Raw genomic sequence first — 26,546 nt, 5'->3', positions numbered from 1 at the left:
CGCCAGGGACAATGGAGACTACCATGACCAAGCACTACCCCGACCTTATGCTGTATATCGGCGGCGCGTGGCGCAAGACCGCCGATGCGCAGCCGGTGCTCAACCCGGCCGACGAGGCCGTCATCGGCGCGGTGCCGGTCGCCTCGCGCGCTGACCTCGACGACGCGCTAGACGCCGCCGCGAAGGGCTTCAATGTGTGGCGCCGCGTGTCGCCTGCGAAGCGCGCCGAGGTGATCCTCAAGGCCGCCCGGCTGATGCGCGAACGCATCGACGAGATCGCCCATGACATCACCCTGGAGCACGGCAAGCCGCTCGCCCAGGCGCGTCTCGAGGTTATCAGGGGCTGCGAGTTCTTCGAATGGGATGCGGCCGAGGGCCAGCGCACCTATGGCCGCGTCATTCCAAGCGAGCCAGGCATCAAATACATCGTGCATCACGAGCCTATCGGCACGGTGGCGGCCTTCTCGCCATGGAACTTCCCGATGAGCCAGCCAGCGCGCAAGATCGGCGGTGCGCTTGCAGCGGGATGCTCGATCATCCTGAAGGCCGCCGAGGAAACGCCAGCCGGCGCCTTCCATATCGCCCGCGCGTTCCACGATGCGGGCCTGCCCGCTGGCGTCTTCAACCTCGTCTTCGGCGTGCCCGCCGATATCTCGAGCTATCTCATCCCGCACAACCAGATCCGCATGGTGGCTTTCACCGGCTCGACCGCCGTCGGCAAGCATCTGACCGGGCTCGCGGCACGCCACATGAAGCCGGTGCTGATGGAACTCGGCGGACATGCGCCGGTCATCGTCTGTGATGATGTCGACCCCGTTGCAGCCGCTATCACCTCGGCGGTGCGCAAGGCGCGCAATGCCGGGCAGGTCTGCACCTCGCCGACGCGCTTCTTCGTGCAGGAGCGTGTCTATGAAGCCTTCACCAGGGCATTCGCCGAGAAGGCCCGCGCCATCGCTGTCGGCAACGGCCTGGATGCGGCCACGGAGATGGGGCCGCTGGCCAATCATCGCCGGATCGAGGCCATGGAAATGCTGGTGGCTGATGCGCGCGCCAAGGGGGCCCGCGTGCTGGCGGGCGGCGAACGGCTGGGCAATCGCGGCTATTTCTTCCCGGTCACCGTGATGGCCGATCTTCCTGACGACGCGCGCGCCATGCGCGAAGAGCCGTTCGGCCCGATGGCGCTGATCAACCCGGTTGCTTCATTGGAGGAAGCAATCGAGAAGGCCAACGCGCTGCCCTTTGGCCTGGCCGCCTATGCCTTCACGCACTCCGCCCGCAACGCCGACCAGCTCGCGGAGGGGATCGAGGCTGGCAATGTCTCGATCAACACGCTGGAAGCCTCCATTCCCGAAACGCCGTTCGGCGGCGTCAAGGAAAGCGGCTATGGCCGTGAAGGCGGTCTCGAAGGGCTGGCTCACTACACCGTCATCAAGAACGTGTCGCACCGCATGATGATCGCCTGACAGGCGATGCCTCCGGCGTCGGGCGCCCAAGGTCGCGCGCGACGCTGGTTGGTCGTCTCTAGGAAGGGGCAAACGCCCAGGCGTCTTGCTTGAGGGACACGAACTCAGTGGCCGACATCAATCCAAACTCGGCGACGATCTCCGCGATCGTTCGGCCTGTTGCTTTTGCCGTGCCCGCGACGCGGGCAGCGCTCTCGTAGCCTATCCGTGGCACCAGCGCTGTCGCCAGGATCAGGCTGCCATCGACGAGAGCCTCGCAGCGTTCCTTGTCCGCCTCGATGCCATCAATGCAACGATCGCTCAGCACCAGTATCGCGCGGGTCAGGATGCGCACCGACTGAAGGATGTTGAACAGCATGACCGGCTCCATCGCGTTGAGCTGCAACTGGCCGGCCTCCGCGGCGAACGTCACGGTCAGGTCGTTGCCGATGACCTGATAGGCAACCTGGTTGACGACCTCCGGAATAACAGGATTGACCTTCCCGGGCATGATCGACGAGCCCGGCTGAACCGCCGGCAGCCTGATCTCGCCAAGGCCGGCGCGCGGACCGCTGCTCAGCAGCCGAAGGTCATTGCAGATCTTGGACAGTTTGACGGCAATGCGCTTCAGCACGCCGGAGAAGGTGACGAACGCGCCGACGTCGGATGTCGCCCCGACGAGGTTCCTGGCCTGGATCAGTTGGTAGCCGCAGATGCCCGAGAGATGGGACACGGCGAGGGCGCCATAGCCAGGCGGTGCGTTGATGCCGGTACCGATCGCGGTCCCGCCCAGGTTCACTTCCTTGAGCAGCTTGGCGAGTCGCGCGACGCGTTCAATGTCTTCCGCGACCGTCGCGGCAAAGCCGGCGAATTCCATGCCCAGTGTCATGGGCACGGCGTCCTGCAATTGCGTGCGCCCGACCTTGCCTATGGCCGCAAAGGCGGTAGCCTTCCTTTCAAACGCCCGCACCAGTCGTTCCATGGCAGCCTTCAGCGGTTCGCATTGGCTCAACACCGCCAGGCGCATCGCGGTTGGGTAGACGTCGTTGGTGGATTGGGAGCGGTTGACGTGATCATTGGGGTGAAGTCGGTCATAGCTGCCCGGCGCGGCACCCAGCATCCCAAGGCCAATGTTGGCGATCACCTCGTTGGCGTTCATGTTGGTGGACGTGCCAGCCCCACCCTGGATCATGTCCACGACAAAGGCAGCATGATGGTTTCCCGCTATGATCTCGTCGCAGGCTTTCACGATCAGGTCGCAGATGTTTTCGTCCAGCGCGAGAAGCTCGCGATTCGCCAGCGCGCATGCTTTCTTGACCATGGCCAGGGCAACCACCAGCTCCGGAAAATGGCTGATCGGAACATCGGTTATCGGGAAGTTGTCGAGCGCGCGTGCGGTCTGAATGCCATAAAGTGCATCGACGGGCAGTTGCATCTCGCCAAGGAAGTCGTGCTCGGTACGTTGGCTCACGGATAATTGCCCTAGTCGGCGGCCAGGGCGGTGATCTCCCGGCGGAAGGGCAAGGCATCGCCGATATCGGCTTCGTCCAGTTCACGGGCAAAGCGATGACCGGCATAAGTTGCCCAGGCGATAGGGCCAGGCGCCTCGGCATCACCGATCACCTTGATCGAGCGGATGCCGTTGTCGGCCCATTCGCCTTGGCGTGCTTTCAGCTCATGCCAGAGGCTATCGTCTTGCTGGCGCGAGGTCACCAGCACCACGGCGTCGGCGGCAATGTTGCGTTCCGAACCGGTGTAGGCGCAGGCGGTTGCGACAGCGCCGTTCAGAAGACGGGTGACATTGCGATTGAGAACGATCTCGACGCCCAGATCCGCCAGCCGGCGATGAATGGCACCTTGTTCCAGTGTGTTGCGGGTCCAGTCGGAGACGTAGGCGGATGGCGTCACCAGCGTCACTTTCGCGCCCTGCCGGGCCATCAATTCGGCAAGCACGCCACCCATGTAATAGTGGTCGTCGTCGAACAGCACGACATTGCCCGCCGGCACGTTTCCAGCCATCAGGTCGTCCGGTGTGTAGACCGGCATCGCGGGATCCATCGGCATCGCGACGACATGGGCGCGCGCCACGCCGTCCCGCCGCCAGGTCGAGCCGGTCGCGAGAGCGATGTTCTGGAAGCCAAAGGCCAGAATGTCGTCGGCTGACAGCCGGCTTTCGAAGTAGATGTCGACATTGGGCATCTGGCTGATTTGATACTGCCGATAGTCGCGCACGCGGCCCCACGCCGAAAGACCGGGCAACCGGCATTCTCGCGCCACGCGGCCGCCGAGTTCCGTGCCTGCCTCGGCAATCGCCACCTGGTAGCCGCGCAGGCCAAGCGCGCGCCCGGCTTCCAGTCCGGCCGGACCGGCGCCGACGATGAGGACGCTCTCGCTGGCACCCTTCGCTTGCATGCGTTCAGGATGCCAGCCTTTGCGCCACTCTTCCATGAATGTCGGGTTTTGCGTGCAGCGCGAGATCGACATGGTCATGTCGCCGGTGATGCAGATGTTGCAGCCGATGCATTCGCGGATATCCTCGATGCGGCCTTCCTCAATCTTCCTGGGCAGGAAGGGGTCGGCGATCGAGGGGCGTGCGCAGCCGATGAAATCGAGCGTGCCCGATTTGATCATCCGAACCATCACATCGGGAGACGTGAACCGCCCGACGCCGACGACTGGTTTCGATGTCAGCTTCTTGATCCCGGACACCAGAGGTTCCTGGGCGGCCTCATCCTTGAAGCGGGAAGGGCCCGAACAGTCCTCCCACGCGCCATGCGCGAGGTCCCAAAGGTCGGGCAGGTCGGCATGCATCTCGATCATGTCGCGCACTTCGGAGTTGGCGAAACCCAGTTCGCCGATCATCTCGTCCAGCGACAGGCGCAAAGTCAGGCCGCAAGTATCGCCGATGGCGTCGCGCCCCTCTTCGATCAGTTCACGCATCAGCCGCGAGCGGTTCTCCAGCGATCCGCCATATTCGTCGCTGCGCTGGTTGGTGGCGGTCGACAGGAAGTGCTGGATGATGCCGAAGCCATGCGCACCGTAAAGGCAGACGAGATCGAACCCTGCCTGTTGGGCGCGCTTGAAGGCATTGCGATGCCAGCGCCGCAGGTCGCGAATGTCCTGTTTATCCATGGCGCGTGCCTGGACGGGATCATTGGTGAAGGTACGGATCGGCAGCGCCGACGGGCCGCGCGGCACTTCCTTGGTGTAGAGATTGGGGCCATTGATGCCCGAATAGGCCAGCTGGATGCCGGCCAGCGCACCGTACTGGTGCATGGCCTCCGACATCTTGGCCAGCATCGGGATATCGGCGTCATCCCAGAGCCGGAGTTCGATGAAGGGCGTGATTTCCGAGGTGTGGTGCATCTCGGTCTGCTCGGTGAAGATGACGCCCCAGCCGCCTTCCGACTTGATGCGGCGCATCTCGGCTGCGGCCGACGGATCGCGATAGCCGCCGCCATTGCAATGCGGAACCTGGTAGAAGCGGTTCTTCGCCGTCACCGGCCCGATCTTCATCGGCTCGAACAGAATGTCGTAGCGTGGATCCCGCATGCGTATTCCCTCCCTGTGTCCCTGCTCGGCAATAGCGCGAGCCGGCGTGTGGACCAATTCGTGGTCCTCGCCATCGGGGTGGTTCCGTCAGGCTACTCATAGGACGAGGCGCGCGGCGGAAAACTAGAGATTTCTTCCGCTACGATTAGGAACGGCCTAAGCGATACGGCGACGGGCATCATTAGCATCAGGTGAAGCCGCGCTGAGCCAAATGCGAATTCAGGATTGGCGCGGACCCGTGATAGTCAGGGTCGACAGGCACGAGACACGACGCATGGACAGCATTCAGATTCTCGATCAACTCATCGCGTTTCCCACGGTCAGCCGGGACTCCAATCTCGCGCTGATCAACTATGTTGCCGGGTTGCTGGAGGCGGCTGGTGTCGCCAGCCAGATCATTCACAGCGAGGATGGCCACAAGGCCAACCTTTTCGCCACCATCGGCCCGGCGGGCACCCCCGGCATCATGCTGTCCGGTCACACCGATGTTGTCCCGATCGATGGCCAGGACTGGACCCTGCCGCCATTTGAGATGACCGATCGGGACGGCCGGCTCTATGGACGAGGCGCCGCCGACATGAAGGGCTTCGTTGCCTCGGCCGTCGCTGCCTGCCTCAAGGCAGCGACGATGGAGTTGAAGACGCCGCTGCACCTGGCGCTGTCCTATGATGAGGAAATCGGCTGCGTCGGTGTCCGCAGCCTGATCGAAATGCTGCAGGGCGCACCGCAGCGGCCGCTGTTGTGCATCATTGGCGAACCGACCGAGATGCAGGTCGCGACCGGTCACAAGGGCAAGGTTGGCGCGCATGCCACCTGCAAGGGGCGCGAAGGCCATTCGGCGCTGGCACCACTCGCCCTCAACGCCATCCACCTTGGCTGCGATTTCGTCTCCGCCTTGCGCCGCGAGCAGGATCGGCTGGAACAGCATGGCGAGCGCGACGGCGACTACGACATTCCCTACACAACCGTCCATGTCGGCAGGATGAATGCCGGCGTGGCGCTAAACATCGTGCCGAACCTCTGCCGGATCGATTTCGAGATCCGCAACATCGCGGCCGATAACCCGGTCGAGATTCTCGATCGCATTCGCGGCGACGCGGCGCGCATTGTTGCCGATGCGTCGGCGATCGCGCCCGAGGCGGCGATCGATATCGAGATATTCAACACCTATCCCGGCCTCGACACGCCGGCGAATTCCCAGGCGGTCGCTTTCGTCAAATCGCTGACCGGCGGCAACGGTACCATCAAGGTCGCTTTCGGCACCGAAGGCGGGTTGTTCAGCCGCGACCTGGGCACGCCGACGGTTGTCTGCGGCCCGGGATCGATGGCGCAGGGGCACAAGCCGGATGAATTCGTCAGCCGCGAGCAGATGCGGCGTTGTGACGACATGCTGGAAAAGCTGCTGCGGAGGCTCGTAGCCGGCGCGGTGTAAGACGCCGCTGGACTACTCCACCACCCGCTCGCTGCCGAACACGCCTTGCTCGACCACGAAACGCCGGCAATGGGCGATGAATGCCTTGACGCTCTGGGTTCGATGGTCGGCATTCGGCAGCGCGATGCCCATCGTCAGAGGCCGAAGATCGCCGGCGAGAGGCACGAAAATCAGCGGCTTGCCGTCCGGCGCGAGTGTATTCAGCGGCCTCATGTTGGCGATGCCATAGCCGAAGCCGTTGGCCACCATGGAACGCATCGCGGCGATGTCGCCGGTCCGCTCCGCGATGTTGGGCCGCAACCCCTTCTGCTGGAAGGCGGAGAGGAAGTATTCGCGGCTGAACGGCAGGTCCAGAAGCACCATCGGCTCGTCAGCGAGTTCGTCCGGGGTAATCGACGCCTTGCCGGCGAAGCGGTGGCCGGGCGGCAGCATGACATAGGCCGGCACCAGCATCAGCGGCTCGAAACTCATGTCCTGAGACAGTTCAAGATCATAGGTCAGCGCGACTTCGATTTCGCCCCGCTGCAACATTTCGAGCAACTGGCCCTGATTGCGCTCGAACTGGCGGATCCGGACGTCTGGATATTCCTGTTCGAACTTGCGCCGCAGCGAAGGCAGGATGATCTGCGCGAAGGTCAGCAGGCAGCCTATGGCCAGGGGACCCCTGACCTTGTTGGCGAGGTCGCCGGCCACGTCGTGCAAGGCGTCCGCATCGCTCAGCAACTTCTGGGCTTCCTTGAGGAAGACCCGGCCAGCGGCTGTCAGTGACAGGCCATGCGAGTGCTTGCGGACGAAAAGCTCGACGCCGAATTCGATCTCGAGCTGTGCGATGGACGCCGAAATCGAGGGCGGCGACACGTTGACCTGATCGGCGGCCTTGGCAATGGATCCTGCCTCGCCCACAGCGACGAAGTATTCAAGCTGTCTCAGGGTGAAACGCAGCGGCATGGCGGCTATGTTGCCGTTTCCGGGGCTTCAATCAAGCCTCCGCCCTCATCAGTACTTGATCCAGGTGGTTTTGAGCGTGGTGTATTTGTCGAGCGCATGCAGCGAGAGGTCACGGCCAAAACCGGATTGCTTGACGCCGCCGAAAGGCGTCATCGGGCTCAAGGCATCGACGGTGTTGACCGAGACAGTTCCGGCACGCAGCCGTCCCGCGACGCGGTGGGCTCGTGACAGGCTGTCCGTCCATAGCGATGCGGCCAGGCCATAGGGGCTGTCATTGGCGATGCGGATTGCTTCCTCCTCATCGTCGAAGGCGATCACTGAAAGCACCGGCCCAAAAATCTCGTCGCGCGCCAGCGGATCACTATCCCTGACATCGTCGAAGATGGTGGGCTCGATGAAGCTGCCGCGGCCATTGATGGTGACCTGATCTCCGCCTGTGACAAGCCGCGCGGTCTTCTTTCCCGCCTCGACGAAACGCATGACGTTGGCGGCATGGCGGGCATCGACCATGGCGCCCATCTTCGAGGCCGGATCGAGCGGGTCTCCCGGCTGCATGGCCTTGGCCCGCTGCACCAGCTTTTCGACAAATGCGTCCTTGATGCCGCGCTGCACGAGCAACCGCGAATTGGCCGAGCACACTTCGCCCTGGTTGAAGAAAATGCCGAATGCGGCCATGTCGGCCGCCGTATCGAGGTTGCCGCAGTCGGCGAAAACGAGATTGGGGCTCTTGCCGCCGGTCTCCAGCCAAACCTGCTTCATGTTCGACTGGCCGGAATACTGCAGGAACATCTTGCCGACGGTCGTGGAGCCGGTGAAGGCGAGGCAGTCCACATCAGTGTGACGGCCGAGCGCCTGACCTGCGGTCTCGCCAAATCCGGGCACCACATTCAGCACGCCGGCCGGCAAGCCCGCTTCCATGGCGAGTTCCGCAAGCCGCAGCGCCGAGAACGGCGACTGCTCGGCGGGCTTCAGCACCACCGAATTGCCGGCCGCGAGTGCGGGCGCGCATTTCCAGGTGGCCATATCCAGCGGAAAATTCCACGGCACAACAGCGCCGACAACACCCAGCGGCTCGCGGCGCACCAGCACAAGGTCGCCTTCGCCGGTCGGTGCCACTTCATCGTAAATCTTGTCGATGGCCTCGCCGTACCACTGGAAAATCGCAGCCGAACCAGGAACGTCAACGCTGGCCGCGTCCTTGACCAGCTTGCCCATGTCGAGCGATTCAAGCAGGGCGAGCTCGTGCAGGTTTTCACGCAGCAATTGCGCCAGGCGCAGCAGCACATCCTTGCGATGCGAAGGGCTGGCTCTTGACCAGGCGCCGGATTCGAAGCTCCGGCGTGCGGCGCTGACCGCGATGTCGATATCTTCCTCGCCGCAGGACGCCACCTCTGCAAGCGTTTCACCGGTGGCCGGATTGATGCTGGCAAAAGTCCTGCCGGAGCGGGCGGGAACCGACTTTCCGTCGATGAAGGCTTTGTCGCGAAAGCGGATCGCCGACGCCTTGCCGATCCAATCCTTGTGGCTGAGCTCGCTCATGACAGGTTCCCTGGAATGGTTCGTCTATTCGTCACCGGGCACGCCGTAGCTCGGCGCACCTGAAGGGTTCATGGCCCGGGTCACATAGGCATCGAGCTGTGGCTTGTAGATCTCCCACAACGTCGCCAGCTGTTCGATCGGACAATCTTCGCTCCAGTCGCAGCGCAGATCGGCCACCGGCCAGCTCACCTCAAGCACCAGCTTGAGGCCAGCCGAGCGGACAGGGCCTGCTTCGCCTCCCGCCTTGAGCGCGGCGCGCATCGCGCCGATCAGCCGGTCGCCGAGTTCGCCTTCGGAGGCGACGAAGAAATCAACCATCGCCTGCGGAACATTGCTGTTGGCGAGCAGGTTGCCGCCACAGGCGACATTGGCTCCCCGCGCTTCCGCCCAGATGCCCAATGCCTTGGTGCCGGAATGGATCGCGCTGACGCCATCGGCGCCGACGGCGAGAAGTTGGCGGAATTCCATGTTGGCATTTGTCCGCTTCAGGATGGCCACCGCCTCTAAGGCAGAGGCGCCTCTTGCCATCAGGTCCAGCGCGCGCAAGCCAAGTGTAGGATCCGTCACGTTCTGGCTGGCGACGGCGCCCGTCCCGGCCTGTGCATACGCGCAGCGTGCCGCCACCGCTGGCGAGGATGATGAGACTGCGACCCCGAACATGCCCGTGCGTTCGCATCGCGCGACAATCGAAAAGGTCATGGCATCAGTCCGGAATGACGGCGGTGCCGTCGATCTCGACCAGCCAGTCGGGCCGCGCCAGGGCCTGCACGACGAGGCCCGTCGAAACCGGGTGCACGCCCTTGATGTATTCGCCCATCGTCCGATAGACCGCCTCGCGGTAGCGCACGTCGGTGATGTAGACGACGACCTTGACCAGGTGCTCCATCGTGCCGCCGCACTCCTCGATGAGCTGCCGGATGTTCTGCATGACCTTGTGCGTCTGCTCGACCGGATCATGGCTTCCGATATTCTTGGCGGTGTCGAGATCCTGCGGGCACTGGCCGCGCAGATAGACTGTTCTGCCGCCCCGCGTGACAACCGCCTGGCACAGATCGTTGTCGAGCTTCTGCTCGGGATAGGTGTCCTTGGTGTTGAAAGGACGAATTCGGATATGCGCCATCTTGGTCTCCATCAGGTAGGGCTCAGGGCCGGACATCCGTTGCCCGACGCTTCCTTGGCGAAGATGCGCCGGGACCAAGCCCGCGTGTCCCGGTCAGATATCCACAGCGCGGACAAACTTTGAAGAACAGTCTTTCTCATCCCTGCTAAGGACGCTCCTAATCAGGCGCGCGAAACGCGACGTCGCCTAGCCTGTTCCAGTTATGCGTCCTCGGTTTCACTTCGCATGGCGGCATCGTAGGCCAGATACTTGCGCTGTGTGGAAATGCGGTCGGCCAGATGCTTGGCGTCGTGCCAGACACCCCAGATGAAACTGGAACCCCGGCGCGACTGCCATGGCAGCCCGAGGAAATAGATGCCGGGCTCGGCCGACACACCGCGCTGATGCCTGGGCCTGCCTTTCTCATCGAAGGCGCCAACCTTCAGCCAGCTGTAGTCAACGGCATAGCCTGTCGCCCAGATGATCGCGGTGATCCCGGCGCCAGTCAGGTTCAGATCGAGAATGGGATCGGTTACGCATTGCGGGTCCGGCAGGAACTCGCGGGCATCGGGCTCTTCCGGAAGTGCCAGGCCATTGCGCACCAGATAGGCGTCGGCCTCATCCAGCAGCGACAGGTAATTGGCATCACCGCGCGCGATGTTCTCGCCAAGATCGGGCGCGAATGTCATCACACCGTTCTTGTAGGATTCCGTGCGGCCGACCAGCGTCATGCCTTGTGCCGCCAGATTGCGGAAGTCGATCGTCTGGCCGCCGCGCGCTCCGCTCACCGCGATCGTGACATGTTCGGTGCCAGGTCCCGGCGTCTCGGCGTCCCACTTGCCCAGAACCCCCAGCCACCAGCAGAAGTCGCGCCCGCGATAGGCGCGGGGAGGGCGGTCGTGTGGCCCGACCGAGAGATACACCTGCTTTCCCGAACGCTGGAGTTCGTCGGCGATCTGCACTCCCGAAGAGCCGGCGCCAACCACCAGCACCGCGCCCTCGGGCAACTGGCCGGGATTGTGATAGGCGCTGGAATGGATCTGCATAAGTCCGGCGGTTTCGGGAACAACGCCTGGGGTCACGGGATGCTGGAAAGGTCCGGTGGCGGCGACAATGTTGCTGGCCTCGATCACGCCATCCGAGGTTTCGACGCGAAAGCCCGGTCGGCCGACATTGCGTTGCACATCCGTGACCTCCACGCCGCAGCGGACAGGGGCAGCGATCTGCTCGGCATAGGCGACAAAATAGTCCGCAACCTTTTCCTTGGAGACAAAGGCATCGGCGTGCGCGCCGGGAAACTCCATGCCCGGGAAACGGTCGTGCCAGGCCGGTCCGTTGGCAACCAGGGAGTCCCATCTTTCCGAGCGCCAGCGTTCGGCAATGCGGTGCCGTTCAAGGATAAGATGAGGCACGCCGCATTTGCTCAGGTGCTCGCTCATGGCCACCCCCGCCTGGCCACAGCCGACAACGAGCGTGTCTACCTTTTCAACTGACATTTCGGCGTCCTTTTCTGGCTATCCGGGAGCTTCCGCGGATGCGGCGGAGGTCTGATCGTTGGTTTACTGGAGGGGCCGGGTCGCGAAAATTATGATTTCATGTGGCAGTGGTTAGCCTGTCCCTAAATGCCGGGGCGGGCTGCTGCACATTGCGTGGAGAGCATGGGGTGCGGAACGGATCGTGCCCGGGACTTACAGGTAGAGGCTCTTGGCCGCCTTGGACGAGAGCAGGTCGCGCGCCGGCCCCTCCTGCGCCACCTTGCCTTTGACCAGCACGTAGCCCCGGTCGGCGATGCTCAGCCCCATCTCGGCGTTCTGCTCGATCAGAAGGATGGTCGTGCCGCGCCGGTGAATCTCTTGCGTGATCTCGAAATATTCCCCGATCAGCTTGGGCGACAGGCCGAGCGACGGCTCGTCCATCACCACAAGCTTCGGCTCGCCGATCAAGGCGCGCGCCAGCGCGACCATTGCCTGCTCGCCGCCCGACAGCGTGCCGGCCTGCTGGCGCAGCCGTTCGCGTATGCGCGGGAAAAGCACGCACATCTTGTCGAGCTGCGGCTCGAAATTCGGCCCGCGCCGGGAAACGGCGTCGTAGCCGAGACGCAGGTTTTCCAGCACGGTGAGACTTGGAAACAGCCGCCGTCCCTCCGGCACGAGCCCGACGCCGAGTGCTGCGAGGTTCTCGGTTCCGAGCCTGGCGATGTCCTGGCCCATGACCTCGACCTTGCCGCGCTGAGCCGGCACGACACCGCAGACGGCCATGAAGGTGGTGGTCTTTCCCGCACCGTTCGGTCCAAGCAGGCAAACAAGCTCCCCTGGCTGTATGCTCATGGCCACGTTGCGCAGCATCGGCACCGCGCCATAGGCGGTGTCGACATCCTTCAGCTCAAGCATGGGCCGCCGCCTTTCCGAGATAGGCTTCCTGCACACGCCGGTCCGCGCGTACGGTTGCGAAGTCGCCCTCGGCGATCTTGCTGCCGTAGTCGATACAGATGACGTGTTGGGGGAAGGCTTCGACCACCCGCATGTCGTGCTCGATCAGGATCACCGACAGGTCCGGCTGTTCAATCCGCAGGCGCTTGATGTCGGCGACGAGCGCATCGGTTTCCGTATCGTCCATGCCGACCGAGGGCTCGTCCAGCAGGATCAGCTTCGGCTCGGACGCGAGAGCCCTTGCGATCTCCAGCCGGCGGCGATCCGCTTGCGCCAGGGCGCCGGCTGGCCGGTAGCGCTGCTCGAACAGGTCGCCAGAGCCGGATTGCAAAAGCGTCTCGGCCTTGGAGACACAGGCAGCCATCTCACGCTTCGATGCGCGCGGGCGAAACAAGGCGTCGAGCACGCTGGTCCTGGTGCGGGTGTGCATGCCGATAATGACGTTGTCGAGCACGCTGAGGTCGGAGAAAAGCCGCGACGACTGGAAGGTGCGGGCGATGCCGCGTTTCACCACGTCATGGGCCGGCCGGCCGGTGATCTCGGCGCCATCGAACGTCACGCGCCCGGCGGTCGCCGTGTAAACGCCGGTGACGACATTGAACAAGGTCGACTTGCCGGCGCCGTTCGGGCCGATCATGGCGAGCACCGAACCCTTGTTGATGGAAAAGCTGACATCGTTCACCGCGACAAGGCCGCCGAAGCGCATCGTCGCATTCTCGACCTTGAGAAGCGCGCTCATTGGTTGCCCCCGTAGCGGCGCATGCGTTGCGGGAACAGGCCCTGTGGCCGGATCATCAGGAAGCCGATGATCACCACACCGAAGAACAGCAGCCGGTAGTCGGAAAAGGCGCGCAGCTTCTCGGGCAGGATGGTCAGCAGGAAGGCGCCGACGATGACACCGAAAATGTTGTCCATGCCGCCGACGATGACCATGGTCATGATGGTGACGGAGACCAGGAAGGTGAAATTGTCGGGCGAAATGTAGGAGATATAGAAGGCGTAGATGGTGCCGGCGAAGGCGGCCAGGAAGGCATCGACCGCGAAGGCCAGCACCTTGTACCATGCGACGTTGATGCCCTGCGCTCGCGCCGCGATCTCGTCGGCCCGCAGCGCGTTCCAGGCGAGGCCGATGCGCGATCCGTGCAGCCGGTGCGCGGTGACGATGGCGACGACCACCAGCAACGCCGATAGGTAGTAGAAGTTCGCCTGGCTCGGCAGTTTGTGGCTGAACACCACCAGCGGATCGGCGAAAGAATGACCGAACAGGCTGGGGGCGGGGATGCCGACAAGCCCGTTCGGCCCGCCAGTCCATTCGAAATTGTTGAGCAGTTGCTGCACCACGACGCCGAAGGCGATGGTGACGAGCGCCAGATAGGTGTCGCGCGTGCGCATCGAAGGAATGCCGATGATGAAGCCGAACAGCGTCGCCGCGAGTGCCGCGATGGGCAATGTCAGCCAGAAGCTGACCCCGAAATTGACGGCCAGCAGCGCCGACACATAGGCGCCGATGCCGTAGGAAGCGCCGGTGGCGAAGTTCGGGATGTTGGCGCTGCCGAGCTGAAAATTGAGCGCCAGCGCCAGCACGGCATAGAGCTGCGCGACGATCAGCAGATGCAGCACATAAGTGTTCGAGCCGACGGCGAAGGGAAACAGAACGACGATGGCCGCCGCCGTGACCATCGCTACCAGCGGCACGCGCGCGAAGCTGGTCATCGCGTAATCGGCGATCCACGGCTGCTTTTCCAGAACGTAGAAACCGGCACCCAGAAGCGCGAGCAGGCCGGCGACCTGCCATCCCCCTTCTACCCTCAGGATCAGGTAGAGGAAGGCAGCGCCGCACAGTTGCGAGACGATCGCGAAGGCCGCGGCAGAGCCCAAACTCTGGGTCGAGGACGAAGCTGGCCCCTGCATCACACTTTCTCCATGACGGGACGCCCGAGTAGCCCTTCCGGGCGGAAGATGAGCACGGCAATGACCAGCAGGAAGACAAAGACCAGACGGTAGGACGCGCCGTCCGGCACGAAGGTCTGGGCCAGCACCTCGATGCCGGCAATGATCAGGCCGCCGAGGATCGCGCCCGGCATCGAGCCGAGACCGCCGATGACCGCGGCCGAAAAGCCGAGCAGGCCGGCCATCACGCCGAAGTCGAAACGCGTCACGCCGGCATAGCTGGCGAAGAGCAGGCCGGCTATCGCGCCGATCGCCGAGGCGATGAAGAACGTGGCGCGGAACACGCGAGCGTCGCGTATGCCCAGCATGCGCGCCACGACGCGATCTTCCGAGGCCGCGCGGATGCGCAGGCCGAGCGGCGTCATGCGCAGGAACACATAGAGCAGCGCCACCAGCGCGACAGTGAGCCCCACCACCAGCAGGGCGAACCAGCTGATCTGGACCCCGGCGGTTTCGAACGCGACACCGGACACCAGGCGCGGGAACGCCTGCGGGTTCGACCCTTGCGGATAAAGATGGCGGATCAACTCGCGGATGACGATGCCCAGCGAAACGGTGGCGACCAGCGCCATCATTGCAGGCGCGTCACGGAAGCGGCGGATGACCACCTTGTCCAGCACGACGCCGATCATGCCGACAATCAGGACGGCCGCCAGCACCGCGATGATCAGCCACGCCGGGCTGGCCACACCGACTGCGACCATCAGGGCTTGCGCCAGCGCCAGCGAGATGAACGGCGCCGTCATCGCCACGTCGCCATGCGAGAAATGGATGACGTTGAGCACGCCGAAGATCAGGCTGAAGCCAATCGCCAGCAGGGCGTAGATACATCCCAGGGTGATCCAGTTCACCAGTTGCTGGACAAGCAGCTCCGTCATTCGGATCCGTTTCTCAGGCTAGAGGACAACAATTGTGGGCGTCACCTTTAGGCGCACATCATCAATCCCTGAAATATGAATCTCCGAAGTCACGGATAGCAATTTCCGAATTTCGCGAGCCGGCGGGCGTCAATACATTTGCGTCAGCCGACGGCAATGATCGGCCGGGCCGTGACCGTCGCGGTAGACAACCATAGAGGTGGAACCATGCAAAACAGGCGGAAAGCACTTATCCGCATATCGTCATTCCTGGCCGGATCCGTATTCGCGGTGACGCTTGGTATCGCGCAGGCCCAGGCCGACCAGATCAAGCTCGGCTTCATTGGACCGCTCTCGGGCGGCAATGCGCAGCAGGGCCTCGGCGCCCGCAACGGCTTCCTGCTGGCCATCGAGCAGGCCAATGCCAGCGGCTATCCGCATCAGGTGGAGGGTGTCGTGCTCGACGATGCCTCCGATCCGGCCGTCGGCGTTTCCGCGGCGCAGAAACTGGTCAATGATCCGGACGTCATCGCCGCCACGGGCCATTGGAACAGCTCTGTCGCGCTGGCGACCATTCCGGTCTTCAACCGTGCGCAAATGCCCTTCATCGTCTGGGGCGCGGTCAGCCCCAAGATCACCGAGCAGAACCTTGCCAATGTCACGCGCGTGACGCCGACGCTCGTCAATGAGGACAAGCCGCTCGCCGAAGCCATCGCCAAGGAAGGCAAGATCAAGAAGATCGCCATCGTCTCCGACACCACCGACTACGGCGCGGCCAACACCAAGTGGTTCGCGGAGTTCTTCAAGGCAGCGGGCGGCGAGATCGTCTCGACCGACGCGGCCGCCGTTGGCACGACGGACTTCCGCGCCATGCTGACCAAGGCGAAAGCCGCTTCGCCGGACGCCGTCTATTTCGGCGGCGTCGTCACCGAAGCCGCGCTGGTGCGCAGCCAGATGGCTGACCTCGGCATGGGCGCGCTGCCGATGTACGGCATCTCCGGCATCTACGATCCGAAGTTCATCGAGATCGCCGGCGCGGCAGCCGAGGGCACGATCGTCGGCACCCCTGCGGTGCAGAGCAATCCCAAGCTGGAGGAATTCAACAAGGCCTACGACGCCAAGGGCTATACCGACCCTGCGGGCTCCTATGCCAAATATGCCTACGAGGCCACGCAGATCCTGCTCGAAGTCATCAAGGAAAAGGGTGTCGGCGACAAGGAAGCGCTAAGCAAGGCGATCCGCGACATCAACCACGAAGGCATTCTCGGCACCGTGTCCTTCGACCCGAACGGCCAGACCAACATGGCTGTCGAGATCGACAGATATGTCGTCCATGACGGCAAATGGGTGAAGATGTAGTCCTGCCTTTCACCCGCGCCGCTCTGGCGGCGCGGGCCCTTCTCGCGGCGCTGCCGCGATCGCTGGCCCGATGATCCGGCCGCCACTCCTCCCCTCCGAGACCGCATCATGGACAAGAGCCGCCTGATTGAGATGAACAAGGCGGTCGAGATCAAGGGCGTCTCCAAGACCTTCGGCAATTACCAGGCACTCAAGCCGGTCACGTTCGATATCTACGAGAACGAGTTCTTCACGTTGCTTGGCCCCAGCGGCTGCGGCAAGACCACGCTTCTGCGCATGATCGCCGGTTTCGAGCAGCCCTCCACAGGGGCGATCTCGCTGCGCGGCTCGAACATCCAGGGCCTGCCGCCGCACAAGCGGCGCGTCAACACCGTGTTCCAGAGCTATGCGCTCTTCCCGCACATGACGCTCGAGCAGAACATCGGCTTCGGGTTGGAAAATCTCGGCTGGACGAAAGATCGCCGCGACAAGCGTGTCGCCGACATGCTGCGGCTCGTCCACATGGAACAGTTCGCCGCCCGCAAGCCGCAGCAACTGTCGGGCGGCCAGCGTCAGCGGGTCGCCCTTGCCAGGGCGCTGGCGCCGGAGCCGGAAGTGCTGCTGCTCGACGAGCCGCTCTCGGCGCTCGATCTCAAGCTCAGGCAAGCCATGCGCGACGAACTGCGCACGCTGCAGCGCCAGACCGGCATCACCTTTGTTTTCGTCACGCACGACCAGGAAGAAGCGCTCGACATGTCGGACCGCATCTGCGTTCTCGGCGACGGCCATATCCAGCAACTGGGGACGCCGGCCGACATATATGAGGAACCGTCGAACCGGTTCGTCGCCGACTTCATCGGCGAGACCAATTTCCTCGATGCCGAGGTGCTTTCCGTCAAGGGCGATCACGCCACGGTGTCGATCCCGTTTGGCATGACGATGATCGTGCCGCACAAGCAGGCAGCGGTCGGCGCCCCAGCGGTGATGTCGATACGGCCCGAGAAGATCAGCCTTCCTTCGCAGGACAACCAGATCGTTGTCGACGGCACGATCGTCGGCGCGAACTATCTCGGCGGCTACACCCATTATGTGGTGGAGACCGGAACCACGCGGTTGCGCGTTTCCAAACGCAACAGCCTGAGCCGAGGCCGGACATTCGAGGTGGGCCAGCCGATCAAGGTCGGCTTCTCGGCGGAATCGGCGAGGGTGCTGGGCGCATGACGCGGCGCCTGAAACCGCCGGGCTGGAATGTCCTGGGCCTGTTGCCGGCCCATGTCATCATGTTGCTGACGCTGATCGTTCCGGTCGGCATCATCATCCTGGTGTCTTTTTCGACACGCGGTCCCTATGGCGGTTTCGACTATGTCTTCACCACGGCTCCCTACAAGCAGATCCTGTTCAACGAGGGCTGGACCGGTGAGCTGGAGTTCAATCCGCAATATCTGATCGTCGTCGCCAGGACGCTTATCCTGTCGCTGGTCACCACCTTCATCTGCCTGCTTTTGAGCTTCCCGGTCGCCTATTTCATCTCGCTGCAAAGGCCGGGGCTGAAGGTAGGCCTGATCTATCTGGTGACGCTGCCGTTCTGGGTTTCGATGATCGTGCGCGTCTATTCGTGGATCATCATCCTCGGCAATGACGGCGTTATCGCCAAGGCGTTGCGCGCGCTTGGCCTTGTCGAGAACATGGGCAGCCTCTTGTTCGGCGATACCGCCATGCTGATCGGCCTTGTCTACAGTTACATCCCGCTGATGATCCTGCCGATCTTCGCCTCGATCGAGAAGCTCGATCCGACACTGGTTGAGGCCTCCCACGACCTCTATGGCAGCCGCCTGACCACCTTGCGGCGGGTCATCCTGCCGCTGTGCCAGCCCGGAATGCTCGCCGGCTCGATCCTCGTCTTCGTGCCGTGCCTTGGTGCGGTGCTGGAGCCGACATTGCTCGGCGGCGGCAAGACGATGATGATGGGCAACCTCATCCAGCTGCAGTTCGGCGCGGCCCGCAACTGGCCGCTTGGCGCGGCGATTTCCATCGTGCTGATGGCGGCGGTGCTGATCTTCCTGGTCTCAAGGGGGCTGCGCGCCATACGTCGGGAAAGCCGGGAGCTTGGCAAATGAGCGCCGGCACCGACGTAAGGCGCTATCCAGGCTTCGGCCTGTTCAGCCTGCTGTTCTTCCTCTACCTCTATTTGCCCATCGCGGTAGTGGTGTTCTACTCCTTCAACGCCAACCGCATCGTTGCCAACTGGGGCGGCTTTTCCCTGCACTGGTACTCGGCCGCCTTGTCGAATTCGGCCCTGGTCGGCGCCGTCAAGACCTCGCTGTTCGTCGCGGCCATCGCCACCGTCTTGTCGACAACCGTCGCGCTCATGGCCGCGCTCGTCCTCGTGCGTGGCAGGGATGTGCGGTTCCGGCGTGTTTCGGAGACGGTTGTCAATTTGCCGCTGCTCCTGCCTGAAATCGTCGTTGCGGTGGCGGTGCTGATCCTGTTTTCCGAAATCGGGCTCACCAATGGTCTGCTGAAGCTGACGGTCGCGCACACAACCTTCTGTATTCCCTTCGCCTTCCTGCCCATTCGCGCCCGCCTGCAAGGCATGGACCCGGATCTGGAAGAAGCCGCGCGCGACCTCTACGCTTCTGCATGGGTTGCCTTCCGGCGCGTCACGCTGCCGTTGATCCTGCCAGGCGTGTTCAGCGGCGCGATGCTTGCCTTCGTCATCTCCATGGATGACTTCATCACCAGCAACCTGTTGAATTCGGGTGGGGCAACGACCTTGCCGGTCTATATTTTCTCGCTGATCAAACAGGGCGTGTCGCCGCAACTGAATGCCATCTCGACGCTGATCATGATTGTGTCGGTGCTGCTGGCGACGGTCGCGTTTCTGCTGCAGCGGCAGAAGTAGCCGGCCAAGCGAGTTTTTTCCTAACCATCGCGTCGGGCGATACAAATTTAACGCAGGCAGCGGTTTGTTATCGTCGTCCCCGGGAAAACAACAACCAGGGGAACGACATGTCGACAAACACGCGTATTGCCATTCTTGCCATGGCCAGTGCCATGGGCCTTGCCTTCAACGGATCGGCCCACGCCGACGGCAATCTTTCCATCTACGCCTGGGCCGATTCCATCGCGCCGGAGATGGTCGCGAAATTCGAGAAGGAGACCGGTATCAAGGTGACGGTCGATGCCTTCTCTTCCAACGAGGATCTGCTGACCAAGCTGCAGGCGGGATCGTCCGGCTATGACATCGTCACGCCCTCGCAGCACTTCGTGAAGATCATGGCAGACAGCGGCCTGCTGGAAGACATCGACGCCGGTTCCATGCCTGCCTATCAGCAGGTGCTGCCCGAATGGCAAAAGCCGTGGTGGGATCCGACTGGCCACTATTCCGTGCCGCTGGCCTTCGGCAATGCCGGCTTCACCGTCAACCGCGACCTCTACAAGGGACCGGTCGACAGCTGGAAAATCTATTTCGAGCCGTCGGACGAATTGAAGGGCAAGATCGCCAGCCTGGCGCAGCCCGATGAGGTGATCCCGGCGGCTGAGAACTATCTCGGCATCAAATATTGCAGCGAGGACCCGCAGGAAATGAAGCGCGTGCTCGACCTGCTGCTGGCGCAGAAGCCGTTCGTCGCCGCCTATTCCAGCGACAATATCGAAAACCGTGTCGGCAGCGGCGAAGTCGCCATGCACTTCTGGTGGGACGGCAACACCATGCGGCTGCGCCGCAACGACAAGGCCAATGTCGAATACGCCATGCCCAAGGAAGGGCTGGTCGGCTGGCTGGATTCCTATGTCGTGCCGAAGGGTGCGGCCAACATCGACAACGCCAAGAAGTTCATCGACTTCATGGCGCAACTGGACAACGCCACCCAGCAATACAATTACTATGGCCATTCCTCGCCGGTGAAGATCGACACACCCAAGGCGCTCTACAACAAGGAAAACGCCCCGGAACTGTTCCCGACCGTGCCGGTCAAGATGGGCCAGGCCTGCTCGCCGGCGGCGCAGGAACTGGTCACCAAGGTGTGGACGCAACTCCTGCAGTAATCCTATCGGCCGGGGTCGTGATCGATCCCGGCCATCCGCTCATGCACATGCAGTAGAGGCGGCGCGTCACGTGCCGAAATCCGCGACCATGACCGACACCTATGACTATATCGTCGTCGGCGCGGGTTCCGCCGGCTGCGTGCTGGCGAACCGTCTCAGCGCCGATCCAGCGGTGCGGGTTTGCCTGATCGAAGGTGGCGGCAGCGACCAGAGCCTGCGCGTGAAAGTGCCAGCCGGCATTCTCTCGCTCTACGGCAATCCGACCTACGACTACTGCTATGTCGGCGTTCCCCAGCCACGCTTGAACAACCGGAGGATTCCGGTCAATCGTGGCAAGGCGCTGGGCGGTTCGTCCTCGATCAACTCGATGGTCTATATCAGGGGTGCAGGCGCCGATTACGACGAATGGGCAGGCCTCGGCTGCACCGGCTGGTCCTATGACGATGTGCTGCCCGTGTTCAAGAAGCTGGAGCGCAACCTGCTTGGCCAGGATCCGCGCTACCACGGCACCGATGGCGAACTGCTGGTCGACAATCCGCGCGACCCCAACGCGCTGTGCCGGATGTTCATCGATGCCGGCAAGGATGCCGGCCTGCCGAGGAATGATGACTTCAATGCCGAAAATCAGCTTGGCCTCGGCGTCTACAATGTCACCCAGGATCGCGGGCAGCGGTTCAGCGCTTGCACCGCCTTCGTCCGCCCTGTGCTTGGCCGCAAGAACCTGACGGTTCTCAGCGATTGCGAGGTGCAGCATCTCGTCATTTCAGCCGCGCGCGCGACAGGTGTGCAGGTCCGCCATCAAGGCAGCGCCAGCACCTTCACGGCGACGCGGGAAGTCGTGCTTTCAGCCGGCGCCATCAACTCGCCCACGATCCTGCTGCAGTCCGGTATCGGCCCCGCCGAAGAGTTGCGGCGGATCGGCATCACTCCGGTCCACGACCTGCCCGGCATCGGCAAAAACCTGCGGGACCATGTCGACGGCATGATCACGGTGCGTTCCTCCAGCACCGAGACACTTGGCCTTTCCCTAGGAAATTTGCCGCGTGTGCTTGCGGCGCCGTTCAGATATTTCACCCGGCGCAAGGGTATGCTGACCACCAACTATGTCGAGGCCGGCGGCTTTGCCCGTACGAAATACGCGGGCGCGCTGCCTGACATCCAGTTTCATTTCGTACCGGGCTACCGCAGCCATCGCGGCAGGCTGGTCGAATACGGCCACGGCTATGCCATTCACACCTGTGTGCTGCGGCCTGGAAGCATCGGCGAAATCAAGCTGTCGCCAGCGGCTGGTTCGCACCGCGACGTGCTCATAGACCATCGCTTCTTTTCCGATGAACGCGATGCGAAGGTTCTCGTCGAAGGCATCAAGATCGCCCGGCGCATCTTTGCCGCCCCCCAGTTCGACGGCATTCGCGGCACGGAGATGCTGCCCGGCAAGGATGTTCACAGCGATGAAGAGATCCTGGATTATCTCAGGGCTGAAGCGCTGACCGTCTATCATCCCGTGGGAACCTGCAAGATGGGCAACGATGCGATGGCCGTCGTCGACCCCGCGACACTGAAGGTTCACGGCATCGACGGGCTGCGCATCGCGGATGCCTCCATCATGCCGACGCTGATTGGCGGCAACACGAACGCACCGTGCATGATGATCGGACAGCGTGCTTCGGACATGATGCTGAAAGCGCTCTGAACCCGAATTGGCCGTTGCGGGAATGGGCCGGCTTTCGGCCCATTCCATGGCCAGCCGAAACGGCCATCGCCATCACCTTGCGCGCCGGAGGCCAGGACGCGTCCGCCATTTCCCATTCAAGCCGTCCGCTGGAAAGCACGCTTCTTAAACTTGACTTTTTTAGTGAAGTTTTGTGTTTTCACAAATATCTTTCCTGGCTAGGATACGCTGCTTCGTCACGAAGCGACCGGAAGGACAGGAGAAGGCTTGTGGAGTTCCGCGCACCGACCAGGATTGTTGGCCGGCAGTGCGGCGCCCATGCTTCCGAGGCGGTGGCCAGGAGATGGGCAGCGTGATCCATTCGTACCCTCCCGCTGATCCGTCCCGGCCAGCAAGTGGACACTCAGCCGATGAGTTGAGCCGCCATCGCGAAAGTGTCGCGGAGGTCGAGGCTTGGGCAATCGCCGTGCGCAAGGCGAAGCGTGCGGCCCATGACAGCCTGGCCCGGGCCAACGACGCGCCGGGGCCGCATGAGTCGACGAACACGATCTTCGTGGGGCTCTATGAAGCGCATCTGCGCGACCGTGAGGCGCTGTTCGCGGCGATGCGCGAGCTTGACATGGCGCGTGATGCGCGGCGCGCGATCGCCACCGGGCCGACCGATGGGGCCATTCCCTTTGCCGACCGAAAACAGGTGGGTTGACGGACGATTGGTTCCGGCCCGCTTCGACTTGCTGATGTGATCCGCACCGGCATCAACGTGACAATTGGAGACTTGAGCGAGTGTTGCAGAACGAGGTCGAGCGCCGCCACGAAGAGGCGGAGGCGCATATCCGCAAGACGATCATGAACGAGTTTTGCGAAATCATGCACAAGTCCGGCCTGCCGCCGATGGCGGTGATGCGGTTGGCGGCGCGGTCAATCGGTATGATCTACAGGGAAGTCGCCGACGCGCATTCCGGTCCCGAGGCATGTCCCTGCGGCTGGAGGCCCAATGAGGTGGTCGATGTCGAGGTGCTCGGCATGGCGCTGATGACGGCATGCGAGCGCTGCCAGGTCCGTGATCTCAGGCACATGCGGATCGCCGGCACAGCCTGATCGAAGCCGGTGATCAGCGCGCTGCCCCTGTTTCGGGGCCGGCCGACTTCGACAGAAGCCTTTGACCGGCTTCCCAGAAGGCCAGCTTGCTTTGGGCGCGCCGCTTTTCGCCTTCCGCGCTGGAAATGGGCTTGATCGGCAAGCGGAAACCGAACGGTGCGGCGGGCTCGCCGCCACGCTCGATCCAGTAGTCGTCAAGGTTCGCGTGCATCATGCGCCTGCGCTTGCGGCGGCGCTGGTTGATGACATGCCGGGCGTTGGAAACCGCCAGGAGGTGCCCGCTGCTGCCGTTCGAAACCAGTCCCTGCAAGATGAGAAGCACCGCATCCTTGGGCCGCAGGCCGCCGAGGCATCGCGTGGCCGTGATCAGCGCGCGCTTCGCGTCGCTTGCTCTCGGTCCCTGCATGCCGCCAATCGCCAGGCTGTAGTCGCTATAGCCGCACCGGACAAAGACGAACCCAGCCGTGCACAAGGTGTAGCCGTCCTGCATCCTCGAGATCCTGACGGCGAAAACACCCTCGTGACGGCTGCCGCAACGGTCGGCGAGCAGAAGGTGGATCTTGTAGCTTTCGCTTCGCCCCTCGACCGTCCCGACATCCATGGCATCGCCGCGCCACAGCGCCCGCAGAACGTCAGGCGTCAGCACATCACCGGCGATGCGAAAGTTGTCCGTGAGCAGGTTCAGCCGGTCGCGCGCCGAGGCGCCGTGAACGAAAAAGGTCGCCAGCGATTTGCGCAGGAGATCATCGTGTGGGCACCCAAGTGATTTCCGCCGGGCGAAATCGCCGAGGAACGTTATCCACTTCAGGCTCATCGCCGGCCGGATAAGGAAACGGAGACAAAAAACGACCGACCGTTTGAGTGTCAGGCGACGTCCCAGCCCCAGGACTTGAAGCCAGATGGAAGGCCGGGCCAGATCGGGCTGGACCGGCTTTGGCGAGGCCGCCCGGCCAGCGCACAAGGCATCCTCGAGCAGCGGGCGATACGCGATGTCCGCGCACGCGGGCACGTCGGCTTCGAACTTCCAGGCAGGCTGCAAGGCGTTCCCTCGGGCTGATTCCACTGCCGCGATGAACGAGACATCGCGGCACCGAGCTTTTGCCCAAGGCTTGTCAAGAAACGGCGGAGAAACCCGCTGGATATTGTGCGCGGCAGCGCCTCAAATACCGGCCTCAGTTTTCAGGGTGGCGTGGCAACACGATCGTGATCGAAGCGCCGCCGCCCTCCCTGTGATTGAGCTGGAGCCGGCCATCATGGGCCCGGGCGATGGCATCCACCACCGAGAGTCCAAGCCCGGTGCCGCCAGTCGCACGCGACCTTGAGGGATCACCCGTGATGAACATCGCCAGGGGAGAGCGCGAGACCAGTTCATCCGGCAGGCCCGGTCCCCGGTCCATGATGCGGACAAACGCCTCGTGGTCGCCAAGGCGCCCGGTTTCGCATCGGATGACCTTGCCGGAGGCGGCATAGCGGCAGCAGTTTTCGACCAGCGCCAGCATCGCCTGCCGCAAACGCAACGAATCCGCCGTCGTTCGAACGGCATTGAGATCGGTTTCGATCGTCATCCCCGCAGCGGCGAGAATTGGCCGGGCCGAATCGATGAGCCTTTCCGCTTCCACCGCCAGATCGACGCGGCTGCGCTCGGTCACCAGCTTCTGCGCCGTGGCCAGCGACAGCATCCTCAGATCCTCGACCAGCCGCGACAATCCTTCCACCTGCGAAAGAAGAAGATGAAGGCGGCGGTCATCGAGCGGGAAGACACCGTCGAGCATGCCCTGGATCGATCCTTGCAGGACCGTGAGGGGAGTACGCAGTTCGTGTGCGACCGCCATCGTGTTGAAGCGCAGCCGCTTTTCCATGTTGTCGAGATCGGCGGCCAGCGCATTGAACGTATCGGTCAGCGCCGCTATTTCGCTGGCGCCTTTGCCCATTGCCGGAATGCGCACGGCGAAATTGCCGCCGCGCAATTCATCAGCGGCCACGGTCAGGATTTCGAGCGGTCGGCTGATGCGCCGCGCCAGCCAGTAGCCGATCAGGCTGCAAAAGACGGCCGCCAGGACACTGAACCCGATGATCGAGGCGTAGAGGCGCATGTTGCCTTCTTCATTGAAGGCCGGCAGCATGGTGACGAACTCCATCAGGTCGTCCCGGTCGGGTGTCTTGCCTGCCGAGATGTCACGATAGGCCTGGCTGACCCGGGGCGGCAACTTCTCGAGAAGCTGGCTCTCGATCCGGTCCGAATACCAGCTTATCCCCGCATAGATGATGGCGACACTGAGCAGCAGCATGGCCGCGATCGTCGAGGCGGTCAGGGTGCTGAGCGAGAGACGCCGCTTCATTGTGGCCTGCCGAAACGATAGCCAACGCCGCGCACCGGGCTGAGGTAGCCGGCGGCGCCGTGGTCCCTGAGCTTGTGCCTCAGATTGGCGACATGCGTGTCCACGGTGCGGACCAGCGCATCGCTGTCGGGCAGGCAGGCGTCGAGAATGTCGGAACGGTCGATGGCGTGTGTCGGCCGGCGGATCATATAGGCAAGGATACGGAATTCGCTCAGCGTCAACGGCAGCGACACGCGCTTCGCGCCGGTGTTGACGAATGCCGAATGGGCATCGAGGTCGACCTCGATATTGTCGTGGCTGAGCACCGGGCTGGCGTTGCCGCCGCGCGTGCGGCGCAGCACGGCATTGACACGGGCCACCACTTCCTGCGGGTTGAACGGCTTGACGATATAGTCGTCGGCACCGAGGCGGAGGCCCGACAAGCGGTCGATATCCTCGGCCAGGGCCGTCACCATGATCACCGGCGTATTGCCCTCGCGCCGCAGCCGGGCCAGAACTTCGAACCCGTCAAGGCGCGGGATACGGACGTCGAGCAGGACGAGATCGGGCGAGAGCATCTTGTGGTGCTGCAAAGCGGTCTCGCCGTCAGCGGCCCGCACGGTCCTGAATCCATCGCGGACGAGATATGCGTCCAGGATCCGCGCGATTTCCGGCTCGTCTTCCACCACAAGGATGAGACCCTTGTCGATCATTGGCAAGGCTCCCTCCGTCAGTGCTCGATGTGGGCCTTATGCGGTGAAAAACCGATCCTGCCAATTGTAGGTTGCCGGCCCGCGCGTCGAAAAGCGACGACCCACATGGGAT

The 26,546-nt window shown here is 63.1% G+C and carries 24 protein-coding genes; 10 read left to right on the top strand and 14 right to left on the bottom strand.

Translation table 11 applies throughout. The annotated features are described in order from the left end of the window. Positions 1 to 23 precede the first annotated feature (23 nt). Entirely contained in the window at positions 24 to 1,463 is a 1,440-nt protein-coding gene (locus GA829_RS30750) for an NAD-dependent succinate-semialdehyde dehydrogenase (protein ID WP_195176299.1), read from the top strand. Positions 1,464 to 1,521: 58 nt separating this feature from the next. Here GA829_RS30750 and GA829_RS30745 read toward each other — a convergent pair whose 3' ends face one another. Then, on the bottom strand, positions 1,522 to 2,913 hold the full coding sequence (locus GA829_RS30745) for an aspartate ammonia-lyase (RefSeq protein ID WP_210337715.1): 1,392 nt from the start codon (positions 2,911 to 2,913) through the stop codon (positions 1,522 to 1,524). An 11-nt stretch (positions 2,914 to 2,924) separates the two neighbouring features. Next, on the bottom strand, positions 2,925 to 4,994 hold the full coding sequence (locus GA829_RS30740) for an oxidoreductase (RefSeq protein WP_195176298.1): 2,070 nt from the start codon (positions 4,992 to 4,994) through the stop codon (positions 2,925 to 2,927). Between the two features lie 274 nt (positions 4,995 to 5,268). Here GA829_RS30740 and argE point away from each other — a divergent pair, with 274 nt between their 5' ends. After that, positions 5,269 to 6,426 carry an acetylornithine deacetylase gene (gene argE / locus GA829_RS30735; RefSeq protein ID WP_195176297.1) on the top strand — a complete coding sequence of 386 codons (1,158 nt, stop codon included), beginning with the start codon at positions 5,269 to 5,271 and terminating at the stop codon, positions 6,424 to 6,426. A gap of 12 nt (positions 6,427 to 6,438) precedes the next feature. Here the strand turns inward: argE and GA829_RS30730 are convergent, their stop codons facing one another. From GA829_RS30730 to GA829_RS30690, 9 genes are all read right to left on the bottom strand, one after another. After that, complete coding sequence (locus GA829_RS30730) at positions 6,439 to 7,374, bottom strand: LysR family transcriptional regulator (RefSeq protein WP_195176296.1); 936 nt, start codon at positions 7,372 to 7,374, stop codon at positions 6,439 to 6,441. Positions 7,375 to 7,422: 48 nt separating this feature from the next. Beyond that, positions 7,423 to 8,913, bottom strand: coding sequence for an aldehyde dehydrogenase (locus GA829_RS30725; protein WP_195176295.1), 1,491 nt, complete (start codon positions 8,911 to 8,913; stop codon positions 7,423 to 7,425). 24 nt (positions 8,914 to 8,937) lie between these two features. Then, a complete protein-coding gene (locus GA829_RS30720) occupies positions 8,938 to 9,612 on the bottom strand; it encodes a DUF1028 domain-containing protein (protein WP_195176294.1) in 675 nt (224 codons plus the stop codon). A 4-nt stretch (positions 9,613 to 9,616) separates the two neighbouring features. After that, positions 9,617 to 10,033 (bottom strand): RidA family protein, encoded by a 417-nt coding sequence (locus GA829_RS30715; RefSeq protein ID WP_195179873.1) that lies wholly within the window; start codon positions 10,031 to 10,033, stop codon positions 9,617 to 9,619. 200 nt (positions 10,034 to 10,233) lie between these two features. Beyond that, on the bottom strand, positions 10,234 to 11,508 hold the full coding sequence (locus tag GA829_RS30710) for a flavin-containing monooxygenase (RefSeq protein WP_195176293.1): 1,275 nt from the start codon (positions 11,506 to 11,508) through the stop codon (positions 10,234 to 10,236). A gap of 192 nt (positions 11,509 to 11,700) precedes the next feature. Then, entirely contained in the window at positions 11,701 to 12,402 is a 702-nt protein-coding gene (locus tag GA829_RS30705; RefSeq protein ID WP_195176292.1) for an ABC transporter ATP-binding protein, read from the bottom strand. Then, the gene (locus GA829_RS30700) at positions 12,395 to 13,180 is read right to left on the bottom strand and encodes an ABC transporter ATP-binding protein (protein ID WP_195176291.1); all 786 of its coding nucleotides are present in this window, start codon (positions 13,178 to 13,180) and stop codon (positions 12,395 to 12,397) included. The genes GA829_RS30705 and GA829_RS30700 overlap by 8 nt, the downstream gene beginning before the upstream one ends. Beyond that, a complete protein-coding gene (locus tag GA829_RS30695) occupies positions 13,177 to 14,352 on the bottom strand; it encodes a branched-chain amino acid ABC transporter permease (RefSeq protein WP_195176290.1) in 1,176 nt (391 codons plus the stop codon). Before GA829_RS30695 ends, GA829_RS30700 begins: the two co-directional genes overlap by 4 nt. Continuing rightward, positions 14,352 to 15,269: a branched-chain amino acid ABC transporter permease gene (locus tag GA829_RS30690; protein ID WP_195176289.1), complete on the bottom strand. Its 918-nt coding sequence runs from the start codon at positions 15,267 to 15,269 to the stop codon at positions 14,352 to 14,354. Before GA829_RS30690 ends, GA829_RS30695 begins: the two co-directional genes overlap by 1 nt. 207 nt (positions 15,270 to 15,476) lie before the next feature. On the opposite strand from GA829_RS30690, the gene GA829_RS30685 reads away from it, so the two are divergent. The 8 genes from GA829_RS30685 to GA829_RS30650 all read left to right on the top strand — a co-directional run bounded on the left by GA829_RS30685 (position 15,477) and on the right by GA829_RS30650 (position 23,403). Next, on the top strand, positions 15,477 to 16,607 hold the full coding sequence (locus GA829_RS30685) for a branched-chain amino acid ABC transporter substrate-binding protein (RefSeq protein WP_195176288.1): 1,131 nt from the start codon (positions 15,477 to 15,479) through the stop codon (positions 16,605 to 16,607). Between the two features lie 108 nt (positions 16,608 to 16,715). After that, on the top strand, positions 16,716 to 17,807 hold the full coding sequence (locus GA829_RS30680) for an ABC transporter ATP-binding protein (protein ID WP_210337714.1): 1,092 nt from the start codon (positions 16,716 to 16,718) through the stop codon (positions 17,805 to 17,807). Further along, positions 17,804 to 18,703 carry an ABC transporter permease gene (locus GA829_RS30675; RefSeq protein ID WP_195176287.1) on the top strand — a complete coding sequence of 300 codons (900 nt, stop codon included), beginning with the start codon at positions 17,804 to 17,806 and terminating at the stop codon, positions 18,701 to 18,703. Before GA829_RS30680 ends, GA829_RS30675 begins: the two co-directional genes overlap by 4 nt. Next, positions 18,700 to 19,488, top strand: coding sequence for an ABC transporter permease (locus GA829_RS30670; protein ID WP_195176286.1), 789 nt, complete (start codon positions 18,700 to 18,702; stop codon positions 19,486 to 19,488). Before GA829_RS30675 ends, GA829_RS30670 begins: the two co-directional genes overlap by 4 nt. Positions 19,489 to 19,595: 107 nt before the next feature. Further along, positions 19,596 to 20,633: an extracellular solute-binding protein gene (locus tag GA829_RS30665; RefSeq protein ID WP_195176285.1), complete on the top strand. Its 1,038-nt coding sequence runs from the start codon at positions 19,596 to 19,598 to the stop codon at positions 20,631 to 20,633. Positions 20,634 to 20,721: 88 nt separating this feature from the next. Next, positions 20,722 to 22,326, top strand: coding sequence for a GMC family oxidoreductase (locus GA829_RS30660; protein WP_195179871.1), 1,605 nt, complete (start codon positions 20,722 to 20,724; stop codon positions 22,324 to 22,326). 322 nt (positions 22,327 to 22,648) lie between these two features. Then, complete coding sequence (locus tag GA829_RS30655) at positions 22,649 to 23,008, top strand: hypothetical protein (protein WP_210337713.1); 360 nt, start codon at positions 22,649 to 22,651, stop codon at positions 23,006 to 23,008. 80 nt (positions 23,009 to 23,088) lie between these two features. Further along, positions 23,089 to 23,403, top strand: a complete 315-nt coding sequence (locus tag GA829_RS30650) for a hypothetical protein (RefSeq protein ID WP_195176283.1) — start codon at positions 23,089 to 23,091, stop codon at positions 23,401 to 23,403. Positions 23,404 to 23,416: 13 nt separating this feature from the next. Here GA829_RS30650 and GA829_RS30645 read toward each other — a convergent pair whose 3' ends face one another. From GA829_RS30645 to GA829_RS30635, 3 genes are all read right to left on the bottom strand, one after another. Further along, positions 23,417 to 24,217: a VirK/YbjX family protein gene (locus tag GA829_RS30645; RefSeq protein ID WP_258052019.1), complete on the bottom strand. Its 801-nt coding sequence runs from the start codon at positions 24,215 to 24,217 to the stop codon at positions 23,417 to 23,419. A gap of 358 nt (positions 24,218 to 24,575) precedes the next feature. Then, a complete protein-coding gene (locus tag GA829_RS30640) occupies positions 24,576 to 25,742 on the bottom strand; it encodes an ATP-binding protein (protein ID WP_195176281.1) in 1,167 nt (388 codons plus the stop codon). Further along, the gene (locus GA829_RS30635) at positions 25,739 to 26,431 is read right to left on the bottom strand and encodes a response regulator (RefSeq protein WP_195179870.1); all 693 of its coding nucleotides are present in this window, start codon (positions 26,429 to 26,431) and stop codon (positions 25,739 to 25,741) included. Before GA829_RS30635 ends, GA829_RS30640 begins: the two co-directional genes overlap by 4 nt. Positions 26,432 to 26,546: the final 115 nt, after the last annotated feature.

It is taken from the genome of Mesorhizobium sp. INR15, from assembly GCF_015500075.1.
Classification (GTDB): Bacteria; Pseudomonadota; Alphaproteobacteria; order Rhizobiales; family Rhizobiaceae; genus Mesorhizobium.
The sequence above is the reverse complement of the archived record's forward strand: the minus strand, read 5'-3'. Positions and strand labels throughout refer to the sequence as shown.